The sequence below is a fragment of the Variovorax paradoxus genome, from assembly GCF_029919115.1.
Lineage (GTDB): Bacteria > Pseudomonadota > Gammaproteobacteria > Burkholderiales > Burkholderiaceae_C > Variovorax > Variovorax paradoxus_O.
This window is the reverse complement of sequence record NZ_CP123990.1, coordinates 1,752,645-1,770,272: the sequence shown is the minus strand read 5'-3', so window position 1 is coordinate 1,770,272 and position 17,628 is coordinate 1,752,645. Positions and strand designations below refer to the sequence as shown.

16 protein-coding genes and 1 pseudogene are annotated in these 17,628 nt (G+C 64.3%); 5 read left to right on the top strand and 12 right to left on the bottom strand.

What is annotated here, in order from left to right; genetic code table 11:
* Positions 1-7 precede the first annotated feature (7 nt).
* From hscA to uvrB, 7 genes are all read right to left on the bottom strand, one after another.
* Positions 8-1,867, bottom strand: coding sequence for a Fe-S protein assembly chaperone HscA (gene hscA, locus QHG62_RS08705; protein ID WP_281150498.1), 1,860 nt, complete (start codon positions 1,865-1,867; stop codon positions 8-10).
* 9 nt (positions 1,868-1,876) lie between these two features.
* Entirely contained in the window at positions 1,877-2,395 is a 519-nt protein-coding gene (hscB, locus tag QHG62_RS08700; RefSeq protein WP_281150497.1) for a Fe-S protein assembly co-chaperone HscB, read from the bottom strand.
* Positions 2,396-2,458: 63 nt separating this feature from the next.
* Positions 2,459-2,782, bottom strand: a complete 324-nt coding sequence (gene iscA / locus QHG62_RS08695) for an iron-sulfur cluster assembly protein IscA (RefSeq protein WP_007828190.1) — start codon at positions 2,780-2,782, stop codon at positions 2,459-2,461.
* A gap of 1 nt (position 2,783) precedes the next feature.
* Positions 2,784-3,200, bottom strand: a complete 417-nt coding sequence (gene iscU, locus QHG62_RS08690) for a Fe-S cluster assembly scaffold IscU (RefSeq protein ID WP_126747244.1) — start codon at positions 3,198-3,200, stop codon at positions 2,784-2,786.
* 50 nt (positions 3,201-3,250) lie between these two features.
* Entirely contained in the window at positions 3,251-4,471 is a 1,221-nt protein-coding gene (locus QHG62_RS08685) for an IscS subfamily cysteine desulfurase (protein WP_258505813.1), read from the bottom strand.
* Between the two features lie 85 nt (positions 4,472-4,556).
* Positions 4,557-5,093 (bottom strand): Fe-S cluster assembly transcriptional regulator IscR, encoded by a 537-nt coding sequence (iscR, locus tag QHG62_RS08680; protein ID WP_093237517.1) that lies wholly within the window; start codon positions 5,091-5,093, stop codon positions 4,557-4,559.
* A gap of 234 nt (positions 5,094-5,327) precedes the next feature.
* On the bottom strand, positions 5,328-7,445 hold the full coding sequence (gene uvrB / locus QHG62_RS08675; RefSeq protein ID WP_281150496.1) for an excinuclease ABC subunit UvrB: 2,118 nt from the start codon (positions 7,443-7,445) through the stop codon (positions 5,328-5,330).
* Between the two features lie 105 nt (positions 7,446-7,550).
* On the opposite strand from uvrB, the pseudogene QHG62_RS08670 reads away from it, so the two are divergent.
* From QHG62_RS08670 to QHG62_RS08655, 4 genes and pseudogenes are all read left to right on the top strand, one after another.
* Positions 7,551-8,814: pseudogene (locus tag QHG62_RS08670) on the top strand (amino acid aminotransferase).
* A gap of 157 nt (positions 8,815-8,971) precedes the next feature.
* Positions 8,972-10,387: a polyhydroxyalkanoate depolymerase gene (locus QHG62_RS08665; protein WP_281150495.1), complete on the top strand. Its 1,416-nt coding sequence runs from the start codon at positions 8,972-8,974 to the stop codon at positions 10,385-10,387.
* Positions 10,384-11,013, top strand: coding sequence for an RnfABCDGE type electron transport complex subunit B (locus tag QHG62_RS08660; protein WP_281150494.1), 630 nt, complete (start codon positions 10,384-10,386; stop codon positions 11,011-11,013). Before QHG62_RS08665 ends, QHG62_RS08660 begins: the two co-directional genes overlap by 4 nt.
* Positions 11,010-11,648 carry a LysE family translocator gene (locus tag QHG62_RS08655; protein ID WP_281150493.1) on the top strand — a complete coding sequence of 213 codons (639 nt, stop codon included), beginning with the start codon at positions 11,010-11,012 and terminating at the stop codon, positions 11,646-11,648. Before QHG62_RS08660 ends, QHG62_RS08655 begins: the two co-directional genes overlap by 4 nt.
* Before the next feature lie 13 nt (positions 11,649-11,661).
* Here the strand turns inward: QHG62_RS08655 and yedA are convergent, their stop codons facing one another.
* Positions 11,662-12,588, bottom strand: a complete 927-nt coding sequence (yedA, locus tag QHG62_RS08650) for a drug/metabolite exporter YedA (protein WP_281150492.1) — start codon at positions 12,586-12,588, stop codon at positions 11,662-11,664.
* A gap of 115 nt (positions 12,589-12,703) precedes the next feature.
* Between yedA and QHG62_RS08645 the strand changes: the two genes are divergently transcribed.
* Complete coding sequence (locus tag QHG62_RS08645; RefSeq protein ID WP_281150491.1) at positions 12,704-13,201, top strand: Lrp/AsnC family transcriptional regulator; 498 nt, start codon at positions 12,704-12,706, stop codon at positions 13,199-13,201.
* Here QHG62_RS08645 and QHG62_RS08640 read toward each other — a convergent pair.
* The 4 genes from QHG62_RS08640 to QHG62_RS08625 all read right to left on the bottom strand — a co-directional run bounded on the left by QHG62_RS08640 (position 13,191) and on the right by QHG62_RS08625 (position 17,511).
* Positions 13,191-13,685: a VOC family protein gene (locus tag QHG62_RS08640; protein ID WP_281150490.1), complete on the bottom strand. Its 495-nt coding sequence runs from the start codon at positions 13,683-13,685 to the stop codon at positions 13,191-13,193. The genes QHG62_RS08645 and QHG62_RS08640 overlap by 11 nt on opposite strands.
* Positions 13,682-14,731: a biotin synthase BioB gene (bioB, locus tag QHG62_RS08635; RefSeq protein WP_281150489.1), complete on the bottom strand. Its 1,050-nt coding sequence runs from the start codon at positions 14,729-14,731 to the stop codon at positions 13,682-13,684. Before bioB ends, QHG62_RS08640 begins: the two co-directional genes overlap by 4 nt.
* A gap of 140 nt (positions 14,732-14,871) precedes the next feature.
* Positions 14,872-16,920 carry an acetyl-CoA carboxylase biotin carboxylase subunit gene (gene accC / locus QHG62_RS08630; RefSeq protein WP_281150488.1) on the bottom strand — a complete coding sequence of 683 codons (2,049 nt, stop codon included), beginning with the start codon at positions 16,918-16,920 and terminating at the stop codon, positions 14,872-14,874.
* 27 nt (positions 16,921-16,947) lie between these two features.
* Complete coding sequence (locus QHG62_RS08625; RefSeq protein ID WP_281150487.1) at positions 16,948-17,511, bottom strand: hypothetical protein; 564 nt, start codon at positions 17,509-17,511, stop codon at positions 16,948-16,950.
* Positions 17,512-17,628: the final 117 nt, after the last annotated feature.

Genomic DNA, 17,628 nt, shown 5'->3' with positions numbered 1-17,628 from the left:
GCTGTTCTTAGAGGGATTCGACCTTGCGGCCCGACAAGGCACGCGCAATGCCCGCGTTCATGCGCTGGGCGGCGAAGGCTTCGGTGTCGTTGGCCAGCGCCTTGGTGGCGGCTTCTATCGTGGCGGCGTCTGTGCCCGTGGCGGCTTCGCGCAGCTTTGCCATCGAAGCGTCGATGGCGGCACGTTCATCTTCGGTCAGCAAATCGCCGTCGGCATCGAGTGCGCTCTGCGTGGCGAGCAGCATGCGCTCGGCATCCACGCGGGCCTCGACCAGCGCACGCGCCTGCATGTCCTGCTGCGCCGTGGAAAAACTCTCCTGCAGCATGGTCGCAATCTGGTCGTCCGAAAGCCCGTACGACGGCTTGACCGTGACGCTGGCCTCGACGCCGCTGCCCTGCTCCTTGGCGCTGACGCTCAGAAGGCCATCGGCATCGACCGTGAAGGTCACGCGGATGCGCGCTGCACCCGCGGCCATCGGCGGAATGCCGCGCAGCGTAAAGCGCGCGAGGCTCCGGCAATCGGCGACGAGGTCGCGCTCGCCCTGCACAACGTGCAACGCAAGGGCCGTCTGGCCGTCTTGATAGGTGGTGAAGTCCTGCGCCATCGCGGTGGGGATGGTCTGGTTGCGCGGCACGATGCGCTCGACCAGGCCGCCCATGGTCTCGATGCCGAGCGACAGCGGAATCACGTCGAGCAGCAGCAGATCGCCCGCGCCGTTGTTGCCGGCCAATTGATTGGCCTGGATGGCGGCGCCGAGCGCCACGACTTCGTCGGGGTTCAGGTTGACGAGCGGCTCGCGGCCGAAGAATTCGGCGACGGCGCGGCGGACCTGCGGCATGCGGGTGGAACCGCCCACCAGCACGATGCCTTGCAGTTCGTCCGGCTTGAGCTTCGCGTCGCGCAGCGCCTTGCGCACGGCGGCAATGGTGCGGTCGGTGAGCGGCTTCGTGGCCGCGTCGAATTGCGCACGGGTCACTTCGAATTGAATCGCCTGGCCCGCAACCTCTGCGCGGAAAGTGGTCGATTCGGAATCGGTCAGCGCTTCTTTGGCGGCACGCGCGGCAACCAGCAATGCAGCCTTGTCGCCATCGCTCTCGGCGTGGGCACCGGTCTGCGCGAGCACGAAACCGGCAAGCGCGTGGTCATAGTCGTCGCCGCCAAGTGCCGAGTCTCCACCGGTGGCGATGACTTCGAACACACCCTGCGTCAGCCGGAGAATCGAGATGTCGAAGGTGCCGCCGCCCAGGTCATACACTGCATAGACGCCCTCGCTCGCGTTGTCCAAGCCATACGCAATCGCTGCAGCGGTTGGCTCGCTGATCAGGCGCAGCACATTGAGCCCCGCCAACTGCGCGGCATCCTTGGTGGCTTGGCGCTGGCCTTCGTCGAAATAGGCCGGCACGGTGATGACCGCGCCATAGAGTTCATCGTCGAAGGTGTCTTCAGCGCGGTAGCGCAGCGTCGCGAGAATCTCCGCGCTGATTTCGACTGGCGATTTTTCGCCTGCGAGCGTCTGCACCTTCACCATGCCGCCGTCGCTGCTGCCGATGCGGTACGACATCGATTCGCGGTTCGAGATGTCGGCAAGCCCCCGGCCCATGAGCCGCTTGACCGAGGTGATGGTGTTGGCGGGGTCTTGCCCGCGCGCCGCCACGGCATCGAAGCCGATCTGCCGGCGGTCGCCGTCGAGATAACGCACCACCGAAGGCAGCAACACGCGGCCCTTGTCGTCCGGCAGGCATTCGGCCACGCCGTTGCGCACCGCGGCCACAAGCGAATGCGTGGTGCCCAGGTCGATGCCCACGGCAATGCGGCGCTGATGCGGATCGGGCGCCTGGCCGGGTTCTGAAATCTGTAGAAGAGCCATATATAGGGCTTATTGTCCCAACTGATCGAACTTGGCCTCGACGTCCTGGCCGAAACGCTCAATGAACATGAGGGCTCTCACCTGCTGCGCGGCGGCGGGGTAGTCGCCCTTCTCGTCGATCAGCCAGTCGAGCGACGACAGCGCGCGCGCGCGGCCGGCTTCGACCTCCGCCTGCAGCTTTTCAACCGCTTCGACATCGTCCGCGTCGTCGAGCGCCTCGCGCCATTCCATCTGCTGCATCAGAAAATCGGGCGGCATGGCCGTGTTGTTCTCGGCGTTGAGCGGCGCACCGTTCAGTTCGCAGATGTAGCTCGCGCGGCGGATGGGGTCTTTCAGCCGCTGATAAGCCTCGTTGATGCGCACCGACCACTGCATGGCCACGCGCTGCGCCGCGGCGCCTTGCGCGGCAAAGCGGTCGGGGTGGGCTTCGCGCTGCAGCTCTTTCCAGCGCGCGTCGAGCGCGGCGCGGTCCTGCGCGAACGTGGCCGGGACGGCGAACAATTGAAAGTCGGTGTCGTTGAGATTCATGGCATGAAAAAACCGCCAGCACATGACATGGTGGCGGCTGTTGTCGCAGTCAGCGACGACGCATCAGATGCGAAAACTTTCCCCGCAGCCGCAACGGTCGCGCTCGTTCGGGTTGATGAACTTGAAGCCTTCGTTCAAGCCCTCGCGCACGAAGTCGAGTTGCGTGCCGTCGATGTAGGCCAGGCTCTTTGGGTCGACCAGCACCTTCACGCCATGGTCTTCGAACACCACGTCTTCGGGCGTGAACTCGTCCACGTACTCGAGCTTGTAGGCCAGGCCCGAGCAACCGGTGGTCTTCACGCCCAGCCGCACGCCCACGCCCTTGCCCCGCTTGCCGAGGTAGCGGGTCACGTGGCGCGCAGCGGCTTCGGTCAAGGTAACGGCCATGTCAGTGGACTGCCGGCTCGGCTTGTGCCGTCTTGACGCCGTGCTTGGCCTTGTAGTCGCTCACGGCAGCCTTGATGGCATCTTCAGCCAGGATCGAGCAGTGGATCTTGACGGGCGGCAGGGCCAGTTCTTCGGCAATTTGCGCGTTCTTGAGCGCCGCGGCTTCGTCGAGCGTCTTGCCCTTGACCCATTCGGTCACGAGCGACGACGAGGCAATGGCCGAACCGCAGCCGTAGGTCTTGAAGCGCGCGTCTTCGATCACGCCGGTCTCGGGGTTGACCTTGATCTGCAGCTTCATGACGTCGCCGCAGGCCGGTGCGCCGACCATGCCGGTGCCTACCGAGTCGTCGCCCTTTTCGAAGGAGCCGACGTTGCGGGGATTTTCGTAGTGGTCGATGACTTTGGAAGAATATGCCATGGTGTACCTCTCAAACTTTGTTCAATCGTGGAGCCTGGTGCGGTCCGGCGTCAGTGGGCCGACCACTGGATCGTGCTGATGTCGACGCCGTCCTGGAACATCTCCCACAGGGGGCTCAGCTCGCGCAGCTTTGCAACGTTGTGCTTGATGGTCGAGATGGCGTAGTCGATTTCTTCTTCGGTCGTGAAACGGCCGATGGTCATGCGCAGGCTGCTGTGGGCCAGCTCGTCGCTGCGGCCCAGGGCGCGCAACACATAGCTGGGCTCCAGGCTGGCCGACGTGCAGGCCGAACCCGACGACACCGCCAGGCCCTTGATGCCCATGATCAGCGACTCGCCTTCGACGTAGTTGAAGCTCATGTTCAGGTTGTGCGGCACACGCTGCTCGAGGTCGCCGTTGATGAACACCTGCTCCACGTCTTTCAGGCCGTCGAGCAGACGCTTCTGCAGGCGGCGCGCATGGGCGATGTCGTCCTTCATTTCGAGCTTGGCAATGCGGTAGGCCTCGCCCATGCCCACGATCTGGTGCGTGGGCAGCGTGCCCGAGCGCATGCCGCGCTCGTGGCCGCCGCCGTGCATTTGCGCTTCGAGCCGGATGCGCGGCTTGCGGCGCACGTACAGCGCGCCGATGCCCTTCGGGCCATAGGTCTTGTGCGAAGCCAGGCTCATCAGGTCGATGGGCAGCTTCGTGATGTCGATCTCGACCTTGCCGGTGGCCTGGGCCGAATCGACGTGGAAGATCACGCCTTTTTCGCGGCAGGCGTTGCCCAGCGCGACCACGTCCTGGATCACGCCGATTTCGTTGTTCACGAACAGCACGCTTGCCAGGATGGTGTCGGGGCGGATCGCGGCCTTGAACTTGTCGAGGTCGACCAGGCCGTTTTCCTCGACGTCGAGGTAGGTCACTTCAAAGCCCTGGCGCTCGAGTTCGCGCATGGTGTCGAGCACGGCCTTGTGCTCGGTCTTCAGGGTGATCAGGTGCTTGCCCTTGCCCTTGTAGAAGTGGGCTGCACCCTTGAGCGCAAGGTTGATCGACTCCGTAGCGCCCGACGTCCAGACGATTTCACGCGGGTCGGCGTTGATCAGCTCGGCCACTTGGCCACGCGCCTTTTCCACTGCCTCTTCGGCTTCCCAGCCCCAGGCATGGCTGCGCGATGCCGGGTTGCCGAAATGCTCGCGCAACCAGGGAATCATGGCGTCGACCACGCGCGGGTCGCACGGCGTGGTGGCGCCGTAGTCGAGATAGATCGGGAAATGAGGAGTTACGTCCATGGCTGGCTCGGGCTGGCGTGGGGGTTGTTTTCTTTGATCTGCGCTTCCGGTGGCAACGCCCGCGGGCGCTCCACCACTCAGGACATCAGGACTTCGCGAACACGTTGCCGAGGGCAAAGACCGAATTCGGCGCGTTCACGCGAATCGGCTTGACCACCGGCTGCGCGGAAATGGCGCGCTTGACGACCGGCTTGTTCTCGATCTGAACGCCCTTGGCGATCTGGTCGTCGACCAGCTTTTGCAGCGTGACCGAATCGAGGAACTCGACCATGCGCTGGTTCAGCGATGCCCAGAGCTCGTGCGTCATGCAGCGGCCGGCTTCGCCGAGGCAGTTTTCCTTGCCGCCGCACTGCGTGGCATCGATCGGCTCATCGACGGAAACAATGATGTCTGCGACGGTGATATCCGCAGCCTTGCGGCCGAGGCTGTAGCCGCCGCCGGGGCCGCGGGTCGACTCGACCAGCTCGTGACGGCGCAGTTTGCCGAACAGCTGCTCGAGATACGACAACGAAATCTGCTGCCGCTGGCTGATCGCAGCCAGCGTGACCGGACCGGTGTTCTGACGCAGCGCCAGATCGATCATTGCTGTGACCGCAAAACGGCCTTTGGTAGTGAGACGCATCGCAAGCTCCTTCAAGTGCTTACCGTTGAAATGACACCGTGGCCCGGGGCCGCGGTGACTTCGTCTCCGCCCTGCCCGACCCCTCAAGCTGGTGAACCCAGCCGATGGGATCGGTTCTTCATCGCGAAGTTCTTTTTTTTGTTGTTGAGTATTTCGGTCAAGTATAACAGAAGGCCCTGAGGTTTGCTCGGGTAAACCCCAGCGGCGGCCGCTTGAAGAAACCGGAACCCCGTCCTAGGACGGCAACACGGCGATGTTGTCCCCGCCCGAAGCGCCAAAAGCCTGCTCCCGCAGCAGCGCCAGCTGGTCGCGCACCCGGGCCGCCTTCTCGAATTCCAGGTTGCGGGCGTGCTCGAGCATGAGCTTTTCGAGCCGCTTGATTTCCCGGGCGATGTCCTTTTCGCTCATGTCCTCGACCTTGGCGCGTTCCAGGTCGAGCTTGGCCATTTCCTTGCCGGTTTTCTCGCTGTAGACGCCGTCGATCAGGTCCCGCACCTGCTTGACGATGCTGCGCGGCGTGATGCCGTTGGCCTCGTTGTAGGCAATCTGCCGGGCGCGGCGGCGTTCGGTCTCGTCGATCGCCTTTTTCATCGAGTCGGTCATCCGGTCGGCATACAGGATGGCCTTGCCGTTCAGGTTTCGGGCCGCGCGGCCGATGGTCTGGATGAGCGAACGCTCGGCGCGCAGAAAACCTTCCTTGTCGGCATCCAGGATGGCGACGAGCGACACCTCCGGAATGTCCAGGCCTTCCCGCAGCAGGTTGATGCCCACCAGCACGTCGAAAGTGCCCAGCCGCAGGTCGCGCAATATTTCGACCCGCTCCACAGTATCGACGTCGCTGTGGAGATAGCGCACCTTCACGCCGTTGTCGCCCAGGTAGTCGGTCAGCTGCTCGGCCATGCGCTTGGTCAGCGTGGTGATGAGCACGCGCTCGTTCTTTTCCACCCGGATGCGGATCTCGCTCAGCACGTCGTCCACTTGGTGCGTGGCGGGGCGCACCTCCACTTCGGGGTCGATCAGGCCGGTCGGCCGAACCAACTGCTCGACCACGTTGCCGGCATGGTCCTTTTCGTACTGCGCCGGAGTGGCCGAAACGAAGATGCACTGGCGCATGCGCGTTTCGAACTCCTCCAGCTTGAGCGGCCGGTTGTCCAAGGCGCTTGGCAAGCGGAAGCCGTATTCGACCAGCGTGGTCTTGCGCGCCCGGTCGCCGTTGTACATGGCACTGAGCTGGCCGACCATCTGGTGGCTCTCGTCCAGGAACATCAAGGCGTCTTTCGGCAGGTAGTCGGTCAGCGTGGCCGGCGGCTGGCCCGGCGCCGCGCCCGAAAGGTGGCGCGTGTAGTTCTCGATGCCCTTGCAGTGGCCGATTTCGGCCAGCATTTCCAGGTCGAAGCGGGTGCGCTGCTCCAGCCGCTGCGCCTCCACCAGCTTGCCCTGGCTGACGAACTCCTTGAGCCGCTCGGCCAGTTCGATCTTGATGGTTTCCACCGCGCCCAGCACCTTGTCGCGCGGGGTCACATAGTGGCTCGACGGATACACCGTAAAGCGCGGAATCTTCTGCCGGATGCGCCCGGTAAGCGGATCGAAGAGCTGCAGCGACTCGATCTCGTCGTCGAACAGCTCGATGCGGATCGCCAGCTCGCTGTGCTCGGCCGGAAACACGTCGATCGTGTCGCCGCGCACGCGGAAGGTGCCGCGCGAAAAGTCCTGCTCGTTGCGGGTGTACTGCATGCGGATCAGCCGCCCGATCACGTCGCGCTGGCCGATCTTGTCGCCCACCCGCATGATGAAACGCATCTGCGTGTAGTCCTCGGGCGTGCCGATGCCGTAAATGGCGCTCACCGTGGCCACGATGACCGTGTCGCGCCGCTCCAGCACGCTCTTGGTGGCTGAAAGCCGCATCTGCTCGATGTGCTCGTTGATCGACGAGTCCTTCTCGATGAACAGGTCGCGCTGGGGCACGTAGGCCTCGGGCTGGTAGTAGTCGTAATAGCTCACGAAGTACTCGACTGCGTTCTTGGGAAAGAACTCGCGAAACTCGCTGTAGAGCTGCGCCGCCAGCGTCTTGTTGGGCGCAAAAACGATGGCCGGGCGGCCCAGGCGCGCAATCACGTTGGCCATGGTAAAGGTCTTGCCCGAGCCCGTCACGCCCAGCAGCGTCTGGAACACCTCGCCGTCGAGCACGCCCTCCACCAGCCCGTCGATGGCCTTCGGCTGGTCTCCGGCCGGCGGATAGGGCTGGAAAAGCTCGAATGGCGAACCGGGATACTTGATGAATTCGCCCTGCTTGGCCGGACCGATCGGGTCCAGTTTCTTCAGGTCTGCTATGGCTTCGTTGTTCTCTGGCATGGCTGTTCCCGACAGGTGGCGATGGCGCCGGTAAAATTCAAGGCAACCGGAAAGCGTAGCGCAAGTCCGGTTGCCAGCGAAGCTTTCATCCCAAAGGACCTTTCCATGTCTATGTTCACCGCGGTCGAAATGGCACCGCGCGACCCGATCCTCGGCCTCAACGAGCAATTTGCAGCCGATACCAACCCCAACAAGGTCAACCTCGGCGTCGGCGTCTATTACGACGACAACGGCAAGCTGCCCCTGCTCCAGTGCGTGCAGGCCGCCGAACAGAACATGATGAAAGCCCCCACGGCGCGCGGCTACCTGCCGATCGACGGCATCGTGGCATACGACAACGCCGTCAAGGGCCTGGTCTTCGGCGCCGACAGCGAACCCGTGCAGTCCGGCCGCGTGGCCACGGTGCAGGGCATCGGCGGCACGGGCGGCCTGAAGGTCGGCGCCGACTTTCTCAAGAAGCTCAACCCCAATGCCAAGGTGCTGATCAGCGACCCGAGCTGGGGTCGGCGCCGACTTTCTCAAGAAGCTCAACCCCAATGCCAAGGTGCTGATCAGCGACCCGAGCTGGGAAAACCACCGCGCGCTGTTCACCAACGCGGGCTTCGTGGTCGAAAGCTACCCCTACTACGACGCGGCCAAGCGCGGCGTCAACTTCGACGGCATGTTGGCTGCCCTGAGTGCAGCGCCCGCCGGTACCGTGGTCGTGCTGCACGCCTGCTGCCACAACCCGACCGGCTACGACATCACGCCAGAGCAGTGGGACCAGGTGGTCGCGGCCGTCAAGGCCAAGGGCCTCGTGCCCTTCCTCGACATGGCCTACCAGGGCTTCGGCTACGGCCTGAAGGAAGACGGCGCCGCTGTCGCCAAGTTCGTCGACGCCGGCCTGACCTTCTTCGTCTCGACCTCGTTCTCCAAGAGCTTCAGCCTGTACGGCGAGCGCGTGGGCGCCCTCTCGGTGCTCTGCGAAAACAAGGAAGAAGCCGGCCGCGTGCTCTCGCAGCTCAAGATCGCCATTCGCACCAACTACAGCAACCCGCCGATCCACGGCGGCGCCGTGGTGGCAGCCGTGCTCGGCAACCCCGAACTGCGCGCCCTGTGGGAAAAGGAACTCGGCGAAATGCGCGTGCGCATCAAGGCCATGCGCCAGAAGCTGGTCGATGGCCTCAAGGCTGCCGGCGTGAAGGAAGACATGAGCTTCATCACCAAGCAGATCGGCATGTTCAGCTACTCGGGCCTCAGCAAGGACCAGATGGTGCGCCTGCGCAGCGAGTTCGGCGTGTACGGCACCGACACCGGCCGCATGTGCGTGGCCGCGCTCAACAGCAAGAACATCGACTACGTCTGCGCGTCGATTGCCAAAGTCATCTAGGTGACAGCAAAGTGTGAGGGAATTCGTTTTCGGACGATTCCTTCACGCTCCTACGACGGGAAGACCCTCGCGCTGTGGCCGATGTAGGGTTTGGCCTCCTGCATCGCCGCAATTGCGCTGATATATTGCACTGCAACATTTCACTACAACACCAGCGATGCTTTATCAACTCTACGAAGCCCAGCGTTCCTTGATGGAACCGTTTTCGGACTTCGCGCAAGCGGCCTCCAAGCTCTATGGCCAAGGCGCGGTGTGGGGCCAGTTGCCCATGGCACAGCGCATGGCCGCAGGCTACGACCTGCTCTATCGCCTGGGCAAGGACTACGAAAAGCCTGAGTTCAACATCAAGTCGGTGAAGGTCGACGGCGACGACGTCGTGATCCAGGAAGTCGTCGAGCTCGACAAGCCTTTCTGCGAGTTGCGCCGCTTCAAGCGCTTTACCGACGAGCCGCACACTCTCAAGACACTCAAGAGCCAGCCCGTGGTGCTGATCGTGGCGCCGCTCTCGGGCCACTACGCCACGCTGCTGCGCGACACCGTGCGCACCATGCTGCAAGACCACAAGGTCTACATCACCGACTGGAAGAACGCGCGCCTCGTGCCGCTGTCGCAGGGCGAGTTCCACCTGGACGACTACATCAACTACGTGCAGGAGTTCATCCGCCGGCTGCAGGCCGAATACGGCAACTGCCACGTGGTGAGCGTGTGCCAGCCGACCGTGCCAGTGCTGGCGGCCGTGTCGCTCATGGCAAGCCGCGGCGAGCCGCTGCCGCTCACCATGACCATGATGGGCGGCCCCATCGACGCCCGCAAGTCGCCCACCGCGGTGAACAACCTTGCAATGAACAAGAGCTACGAGTGGTTCGAGAACAACGTGATCTACCGGGTGCCGCAAGGCTTTCCGGGTGAAGGCCGCCGCGTGTATCCGGGCTTCCTGCAGCACACGGGTTTCGTGGCGATGAACCCCGACCGGCATGCCAGCAGCCACTACGACTACTTCAAGGACCTGATCAAGGGCGATGACGCGAGCGCCGAGGCCCACCGCAAGTTCTACGACGAGTACAACGCGGTGCTCGACATGGACGCCGATTACTACCTGGACACCATTCGCACCGTGTTCCAGCAGTTCGAGCTCGTGAACGGCACCTGGGACGTGAAGAACCCCAAGGGCCAGATCGAGCGCGTGCGCCCGCAAGACATTCATTCCACCGCCCTGCTCACCGTCGAGGGTGAGCTCGACGACATTTCGGGCTCGGGCCAGACCGAGGCCGCGCACAGCCTGTGCACCGGCATCGACGACGCGCAGCGCGAGCACTACGAAGTCAAGGGCGCGGGCCACTATGGCATCTTCAGCGGCCGCCGCTGGCGCGAACTGGTCTATCCCAAGGTGCAGAAATTCATCGCCGCCCACGACCAGCCCCAGCGGCGCGCCGGCGCACGCGAGGCCCTGCCGGCCGAAGACCGCATCAAGCCCGGGCGAAAGACGGTTGCCGTGGCCGCCAAGAAGAATGTCGCAGCCAAGAAAGCGGTGGCCGTTGCAGCCGTGAAGAAGCCCGCGGCACGCAGGAAGTGAACGGGCTGGCCGCGCGCATTCACAACGCACTGCCGCAAACGCAGTGCACGCGTTGCGGCTACCCCGATTGCGCGGGCTATGCGCAGGCCGTGGCCGACGGAGAAGCCGGCATCAACCAGTGCCCGCCCGGCGGCGCGGAAGGCATTGCCAGGCTCGCGCAGCTCACGGGCCGCGAACAGGTGCCGCTCGATCCCCGGTTCGGCACCGAAGGCCCACGCGCCATGGCGGTGATCGACGAGGCCTGGTGCATCGGCTGCACGCTCTGCCTCGATGCCTGCCCCACCGATGCCATCGTGGGCATCAACAAGCGCATGCACACGGTCATCGAAGCGCACTGCACGGGCTGCGAGCTCTGCATTCCGGTCTGCCCCGTCGATTGCATCTCGCTCGAGGTTGAAACGCCGGGCCGTACAGGCTGGGCCGCATGGTCGCAAGCGCAGGCAGAGGCGGCATTGAAGCGCTACCAGCTGCATGGCGAGCATCGCCGCATCGCCAAGCGAATCGAAGAACCTGAACCCGCCGCCGCTGAGCCGCAAGCCGCCGACACGCGCAAGCGCTCCATCGTCGAAGCAGCCCTGGCGCGAGCCCGCGCCGCCCAGCAACGCCCACCCACCGCCAAGCCATGACACCCGACACCCTGCTCATCTATGTGGTTGCCTCGCTCGCACTGGCCGTGATTCCCGGCCCCACGATGCTGCTGGCGCTGTCCAACGGCATCGATGGCGGCATGCGCCGCGCGAGCTGGGGCATTGCGGGTGCATCGCTCGGCAGCGTCACGCTCATTACGGTGGTCGCGCTCGGGCTCGGCTCGCTGCTGGCCGCATCGGAACTGCTCTTCAACGCGATTCGCGTGGCGGGCGTCGCCTACCTGGTGTGGCTCGGCATCAAGCTGTGGCGCAGCGACGCCACCGACCTGGGCGAGGCGCTGGCCAAGTCCGCCATCGAGGTTCGTCCGCACGGACGCATTGCGCTTGTGCGCAGCCTGCTGGTTGCGCTTTCGAATCCCAAGACCGTGTTGTTCTTCGCGGCCTTTCTGCCGCAGTTCATCGACATCACCAAGCCGCAAGGCACGCAGTACCTGCTGCTGGGTTCGATCTTCGTCGCGCTCGACACCTGCGTGATGCTGGCCTACGCGGCCGCCGGCACGCAGGCCGTGCGCTGGCTCTCGCGGCGCGGCCTCAAGGTGCTGAACCGCAGCTGCGCGGCCGGCATGTGGCTGCTGGCGGCCACGCTGGCCTTCTGGCGCCGTCCGGGCACCTGAACGACGTGCGCGCTCAGGCCTTCTCCTTCTGGGCGCGCTTGAAGAGCAGCAGCAACACGCCGGCCAGGATGACGGCCACCGCATACCACTCGAAGCGCGTCACGGTCTCGTTGGCAACCCACACGCCCAGCAGCATTGCGATCACGGGGTTGACGAAGGTGTAGCTCGAAGCGAGCGCCGCCGGGGCCCTGGCAAGCAGCACCATGTAGGCGTTGAACGCGATCAGCGAACCGAAGACCACGAGGTAAAGCCAGGCTGCCACGGCCTCTGGCTGCGGCGGCCACACGAACCGCTCGCCGGAGATTGCCGAAAGCACCAGCAGCACCACGCCGCCGCAGATCATCTCGCTGGCAAAACCCATGGCCCCGGGGGCAAGCGGCAGGCTGCGCTGGCTCAGCACGCTGCCCAGCGACCAGCAGATGCATGCGATGGAAATTGCCACCAGCCCTGCGGGCGACGACTGGAAGCCGCTTCCCTGCGTCAGCATCAGCACGCCGACGAGCCCGAGCGCGATGCCCGCTGCTTCGAGCCGCGTCGGCTTCACGCCCCAGATCAGGTTCAGCAATGCAATCAAAAGCGGCACCACCGCAATGAACGCCACCACCAGCCCGGAGCCGATCGACACTTCGGCATGGGCCGTACCACCCATGCCGCCGCCCAGCATCAGCGAGCCCACCACCAGCGCGTTGCGCCATTGCAGGCCCGACGGCCATGCGGCGCCGCGCCAGCGCATCCATGCAGCCAGCAGCACGCCCGCAAACAAGAAGCGAGAGCCCATCTGGAGAAAAGGCGCGAAGCTGACCAGCGCGTACTTGATTGCGAGATAGGTCGAGCCCCACACCACCCACGTGGCGGCGAGGCAAAGCCAGAGGAGCAGCGGCATCGAACTACGTACAGGCGACCTGGAAGCGGCTTGGGCGGGAGATGCGAGGGTAGGCATGCGAGATCTGTATTGTTGGTATTGGAACGCCATCCATGGTATGAAGGCAAACTCATTGCAGCCATGCACAACTCATGGTTCTCACCGTTTTGCACCGTCGATTTAAAGGAGTTGCATGGACTTCGCCTTCAACCCCACGCTGGACGCTCACGACACCCGCATCCTGGCCGAGTTGCAGGGCGACGCGCGGCTCACCATGGCCGAGCTCGGCCGCCGCGTGCACCTGAGCCAGCCGGCCGTGACCGAGCGCGTGAAAAAGCTCGAAGCCGCGGGCGTGATCAGCGGCTATCGCGCCACGGTCAATCTCGGCAAGCTGGGCTATGGCATCCGCGCGGTCATCCGCGTGGGCCGGGCCGACTACGCGCGCGTGGTCGAGCTGGTGCAGCAGACGCCGGAGTGCGTCAACGCCTACAACGTGACCGGAGACGACAGCTGGATCCTGGAAATTGCGGTCATCGACGTGAGCCACCTCGATGCGGTGGTCACCAAGTTCTGCATCCTCACCGAGACGGCCACCTCGATCATCTTGAACCCGGCACGCGAGCACCAGCCGATGCTGCCGCCTCAGCGCTCCGATGTGAAGCCGCCGATCAAGAAGGTGCTCAACGCGTAGCGGCCAGCGCGTTGAACGCAGTCACCACCTCGGGCGGCGCCTGCACCATTTCTATCAGCACGCCCTCGCCCGCAATCGGAAACTCGTCGTTCGCCTTCGGATGCAGAAAGCAGATGTCGAAGCCAGCCGCGCCCTGGCGAATGCCTCCGGGCGCAAAGCGCACACCCTGCGCGGTGAGCCATTCGACAGCCTTGGGAAGGTCGTCGATCCAGAGGCCCACATGGTTGAGCGGCGTGGTGTGAACCGCCGGCTTCTTCTCGGGGTCGAGCGGCTGCATCAGGTCGACCTCGACCTTGAACGGCCCGCTGCCCATCGAGCAGATATCTTCGTCGACGTTCTCGCGCTCGCTCTTGAAGGTGCCGGTGACCTCGAGCCCCAGCATGTCGACCCACAGCTTCTGCAGCCGCATCTTGTCGGGCCCGCCGATGGCGATCTGCTGGATGCCCAGCACCTTGAAGGGACGCGCGGAGGCCGTGGCCGTCATGCGCAGACCTCTACCTTTTCAGTGGTCGTGGTGCGGCGCGACTGCAGGCCCAGCTTGCGCAGCAGCTGCACGTCGGCCTCCACGTCGGGGTTGCCGGTGACCAGCAGCTTGTCGCCATAGAAGATGGAGTTGGCGCCGGCCATGAAGCACAAGGCCTGCACCGCATCGCCCATCTGCTGGCGCCCGGCTGAAAGGCGCACGCGCGCCGTCGGCATCGTGATGCGCGCGACCGCGATCATGCGCACGAAGTCGAAGGGGTCGACCGGCTCCGAATCGGCCAGCGGCGTGCCCGGCACGCGCACCAGGCTGTTGATCGGCACCGACTCAGGGTACGGATTCAGGTTGGCCAACTGCGCGATCAACCCGGCCCGGTGCACCGGCTGCTCGCCCATGCCGACGATGCCGCCGCAGCACACGCTGATGCCGGCGCTGCGCACATGGGCCAGCGTGTCGAGCCGGTCCTGGTAGGTGCGCGTGTCGACGATGTCGGTGTAGTACTCAGGCGCGGTGTCGAGGTTGTGGTTGTAGTAGTCGAGGCCCGCGGCCTTGAGCTGGTGCGCATGATGCGGCTCCAGCATGCCGAGCGTGGCGCAGGTCTGCATGCCCAGGCTCTTCACCGCTTCGACCAGCACCGCCACCTTCTCCACGTCGCGGTCCTTCGGCGCGCGCCATGCGGCGCCCATGCAGAACCGCGTGGCACCGGCGTCCTTGGCCGCCTGTGCGGCGCGCACCACCTCGTCGACTTCCATGAGCTTCTGCGCCTTCACGCCGGTGTCGAACTCGGCCGACTGCGGACAGTAGCCGCAGTTTTCCGGACAGCCGCCGGTCTTGACCGAAAGCAGCGTCGCAAGCTCGATGTCGCCTTCCGGGAAGTGCTGGCGGTGCACGGTCTGTGCTTCGAACAGCAGATCCATCAGCGGCTTGTCGAGCAGCGCCTGGATCGCCTCGACCGACCACGGGCCTTGCGGCGTCACCGGCTTTGGGGGCCGGTGCAGCGTGACAGGCGCCGAGATGGGCGCTTCAAAAAAAATATCGGAGGTCGTCATATCAATGAAATCTTTCATAGGTGCCCGAAGCATTGCCTGTTCGGGAAACACCGCGGAACCGGCTTCGCCGGGCCGCAGGTGTTGCCCCCGGAAGGGGGTTGGAGAAGCGACACGAAGTGCGCGCAGCCTGGGGGTGAGCTTTATTCAAACTCCATAATGATTTGATCGACCGCGAGCGAATCGCCCTTGTTTGCCGAAATCTTGCCAACCACACCGTCTTGCGTGGCAAACAATACGTTTTCCATTTTCATGGCCTCGATCACGGCCAGCTTCTCGCCCGCACGCACCTGCTGGCCCGGCTGCACCGACACCTCGACCAGCAAGCCCGGCATCGGCGACATCAGGAACTTGCTCAGATCGGGCGGCGCCTTGTAGGGCATCAACTCGAGCAACCGCGCGCCCAGTGGCGACAGCACCATGGCCTCGATCTGCGTGCCGTCGTGCGACACCCGCAGCGCGAGCGGGCTCTTGCCTGCCCCGCGCTCGACCTGCGCGGTGAAGGGGCGGTCGTTCACCATGCCTTGCACGCGAATCGCGCCCAGCGCAAAGCCGCTGTCGATCTTGTAGCTCTTGTCGCCCACGGCAACGGCGCTCGCGCCCGTCTTGCCGTGAAAGTCGGTCACGGACACCGGGTGGTGGACATGCTTGCCTTCCGGCCCCAGCTCCACCACCACGAACTGCTCGCCCACCTTCACGCCGTGGCCTTCGAGCTGGCCGCTGATGCCCGAGGCCCGCGCGCGGTAGCGGCGGTGCACATAGGCGGCAAGCGCAACGAGAAACGACGGATCGGCGTGCGGCACGTCTTCTGCGTGAAAGCCCTTGCCGTAGTGCTCGGCAATGAAGCCGGTGTTGAAGTCGCCCGCTACAAACTTCGGATGCGCGAGCAGCGCCGCCTGGAAAGGAATGTTGCTGCTGATGCCACGGATCACGAAGCCATTGAGCGCCTCGCGCATGCGTGCAATTGCATGCTTCCGATCCTTGCCGTGCACGATGAGCTTGGCGATCATCGAGTCGTAGTACATCGGAATCTCGCCGCCGTCGTACACGCCGGTGTCCACCCGCACGCCGTTCAGGTGCTCGGTGTCGCTCGCAAACATCGTCTCCGCGGGCGGCTGGAACTTCACCAGGCGGCCCGTCGAAGGCAGGAAGTTGCGGAAAGGATCCTCGGCGTTGATGCGGCATTCGATCGCCCAGCCGTTGCGCTTCACTTCGGCCTGCGTCAGCGGCAACGCCTCGCCTGCCGCAACGCGGATCATCAGTTCGACCAGGTCGAGCCCCGTGATGCATTCGGTCACCGGATGCTCCACCTGAAGCCGCGTGTTCATTTCAAGAAAATAGAAGCTCTGGTCCTTGCCGACCACGAACTCCACCGTGCCCGCGCTCTGGTACTTCACCGCCTTGGCCAACTGCACCGCCTGCTCGCCCATCGCCTTGCGCGTGGCATCGCTGATGAAGGGCGAAGGCGCCTCTTCGATCACCTTCTGGTGCCGGCGCTGGATCGAGCATTCGCGCTCGTTCAGGTAGATGACGTTGCCATGCGAATCGCCCAGCACCTGGATCTCGATGTGGCGCGGCTCCTCGACGAACTTCTCGATGAACACGCGGTCATCGCCAAAGCTGCTCAGCGCCTCGTTGCGGCACGAGGTAAAGCCCTCGAAGGCCTCCTTGTCGTCGAAGGCCACGCGCAGCCCCTTGCCCCCGCCGCCGGCCGACGCCTTGATCATCACCGGGTAGCCAATGTCCTTGGCAATCTCGACGGCGCGCTCGGCCGTTTCGATGGCGTCGTTCCAGCCCGGAATGGTGTTGACCTTCGCTTCGTTCGCAAGCTTCTTCGATGCGATCTTGTCGCCCATGGCGGCAATCGAATAGTGCTTCGGTCCGATGAAGGCAATGCCCTCTTCCTCGACCTTGCGCGCAAAGGCTTCGTTCTCCGACAGGAAACCGTAGCCCGGATGCACCGCCTCGGCGCCGGTCTGCTTGCAGGCCGCGATGATGCGGTCGGCCTGCAGATAGCTCTCGCGGCTTGGCGCAGCACCAATGTGCACGGCCTCGTCGGCCAATTCGACGTGGCGGGCTTCCTTGTCGGCTTCGGAATAAACGGCGACGGTGAGGATGCCCATCTTCTTGGCCGTCTGGATCACGCGGCAGGCGATTTCACCGCGGTTGGCGATAAGGATTTTTTTAAACATGCTGAATCCGTTTTCTTGCTGACCGCCTCAGCGGTTGATGAACATCGAGTAAACCGGCTGCGCCTGCGACCGATCGACGAACACATAGGCGATGCCATCTGAACAGAAGTTCGCCACTTCGGCCGTGCTGCCATCGGGAAGATCGACCCAGTTGTCGATCTGCAAAAACAAGCGTCCCGCGGGCAGTCTTTGCGCGCCGTTCGCCGTCCAGTGCGGCGCGCCGCCGCTCTTGGTACACCAGGGGCTGGCCCAGCCGCGAGGGTGCGCTGCTTCGTCGGGCAGATCGAAGTGGGCTTGGTAGTCATAGAACGCCTCCTCCAGCTCTGCAGGTACGCCGTCGTCATCCGCGCGCCATGCGGCAATGCCGATCTCGCGCAGAAGTGCCGGCTGTCCGTCGGCAGCATCTGAAGGCAGCGGTGCGGGCGCGTCGCCCAAGTCGGCGCCCTGTACCACGAATGCGCCATTCGTACCCGCGTCATGCTCCCAGAAGCTGCAGATGCTGTCCCACTCGCACTTGAACAGGAACAGCACCTCGCCGCTTGCGAGTGGCAACGCCTCCCCGTCCGCCGGCAACTGCGCAAGGTGGCTCATGGGGCGATTGCACTCGCGGCAGATAGGCCAAAGGCGCGCGGGGAGCCCCCAGGGCAACCCGCCCAGCTTTGGAACTAGCCCGGGTTCCGCTCCCTCGCGGAACTGGGGGTAATAGCT

Excerpts from the sequence above, each read along its gene's own strand:
- QHG62_RS08665 (WP_281150495.1), top strand. The coding sequence starts at position 8,972 with ATGCTTTATCAACTCTACGAAGCCCAGCGTTCCTTGATGGAACCGTTT.
- QHG62_RS08685 (WP_258505813.1), bottom strand. The coding sequence starts at position 4,471 with ATGGACGTAACTCCTCATTTCCCGATCTATCTCGACTACGGCGCCACC.
- bioB (WP_281150489.1), bottom strand. The coding sequence starts at position 14,731 with ATGACGACCTCCGATATTTTTTTTGAAGCGCCCATCTCGGCGCCTGTC.
- uvrB (WP_281150496.1), bottom strand. The coding sequence starts at position 7,445 with ATGCCAGAGAACAACGAAGCCATAGCAGACCTGAAGAAACTGGACCCG.
- yedA (WP_281150492.1), bottom strand. The coding sequence starts at position 12,588 with ATGCCTACCCTCGCATCTCCCGCCCAAGCCGCTTCCAGGTCGCCTGTA.
- QHG62_RS08640 (WP_281150490.1), bottom strand. The coding sequence starts at position 13,685 with ATGACGGCCACGGCCTCCGCGCGTCCCTTCAAGGTGCTGGGCATCCAG.
- accC (WP_281150488.1), bottom strand. The coding sequence starts at position 16,920 with ATGTTTAAAAAAATCCTTATCGCCAACCGCGGTGAAATCGCCTGCCGC.
- hscB (WP_281150497.1), bottom strand. The coding sequence starts at position 2,395 with ATGAATCTCAACGACACCGACTTTCAATTGTTCGCCGTCCCGGCCACG.
- iscA (WP_007828190.1), bottom strand. The coding sequence starts at position 2,782 with ATGGCCGTTACCTTGACCGAAGCCGCTGCGCGCCACGTGACCCGCTAC.
- QHG62_RS08655 (WP_281150493.1), top strand. The coding sequence starts at position 11,010 with ATGACACCCGACACCCTGCTCATCTATGTGGTTGCCTCGCTCGCACTG.
- QHG62_RS08625 (WP_281150487.1), bottom strand. The coding sequence starts at position 17,511 with ATGAGCCACCTTGCGCAGTTGCCGGCGGACGGGGAGGCGTTGCCACTC.
- QHG62_RS08645 (WP_281150491.1), top strand. The coding sequence starts at position 12,704 with ATGGACTTCGCCTTCAACCCCACGCTGGACGCTCACGACACCCGCATC.
- iscU (WP_126747244.1), bottom strand. The coding sequence starts at position 3,200 with ATGGCATATTCTTCCAAAGTCATCGACCACTACGAAAATCCCCGCAAC.
- hscA (WP_281150498.1), bottom strand. The coding sequence starts at position 1,867 with ATGGCTCTTCTACAGATTTCAGAACCCGGCCAGGCGCCCGATCCGCAT.
- iscR (WP_093237517.1), bottom strand. The coding sequence starts at position 5,093 with ATGCGTCTCACTACCAAAGGCCGTTTTGCGGTCACAGCAATGATCGAT.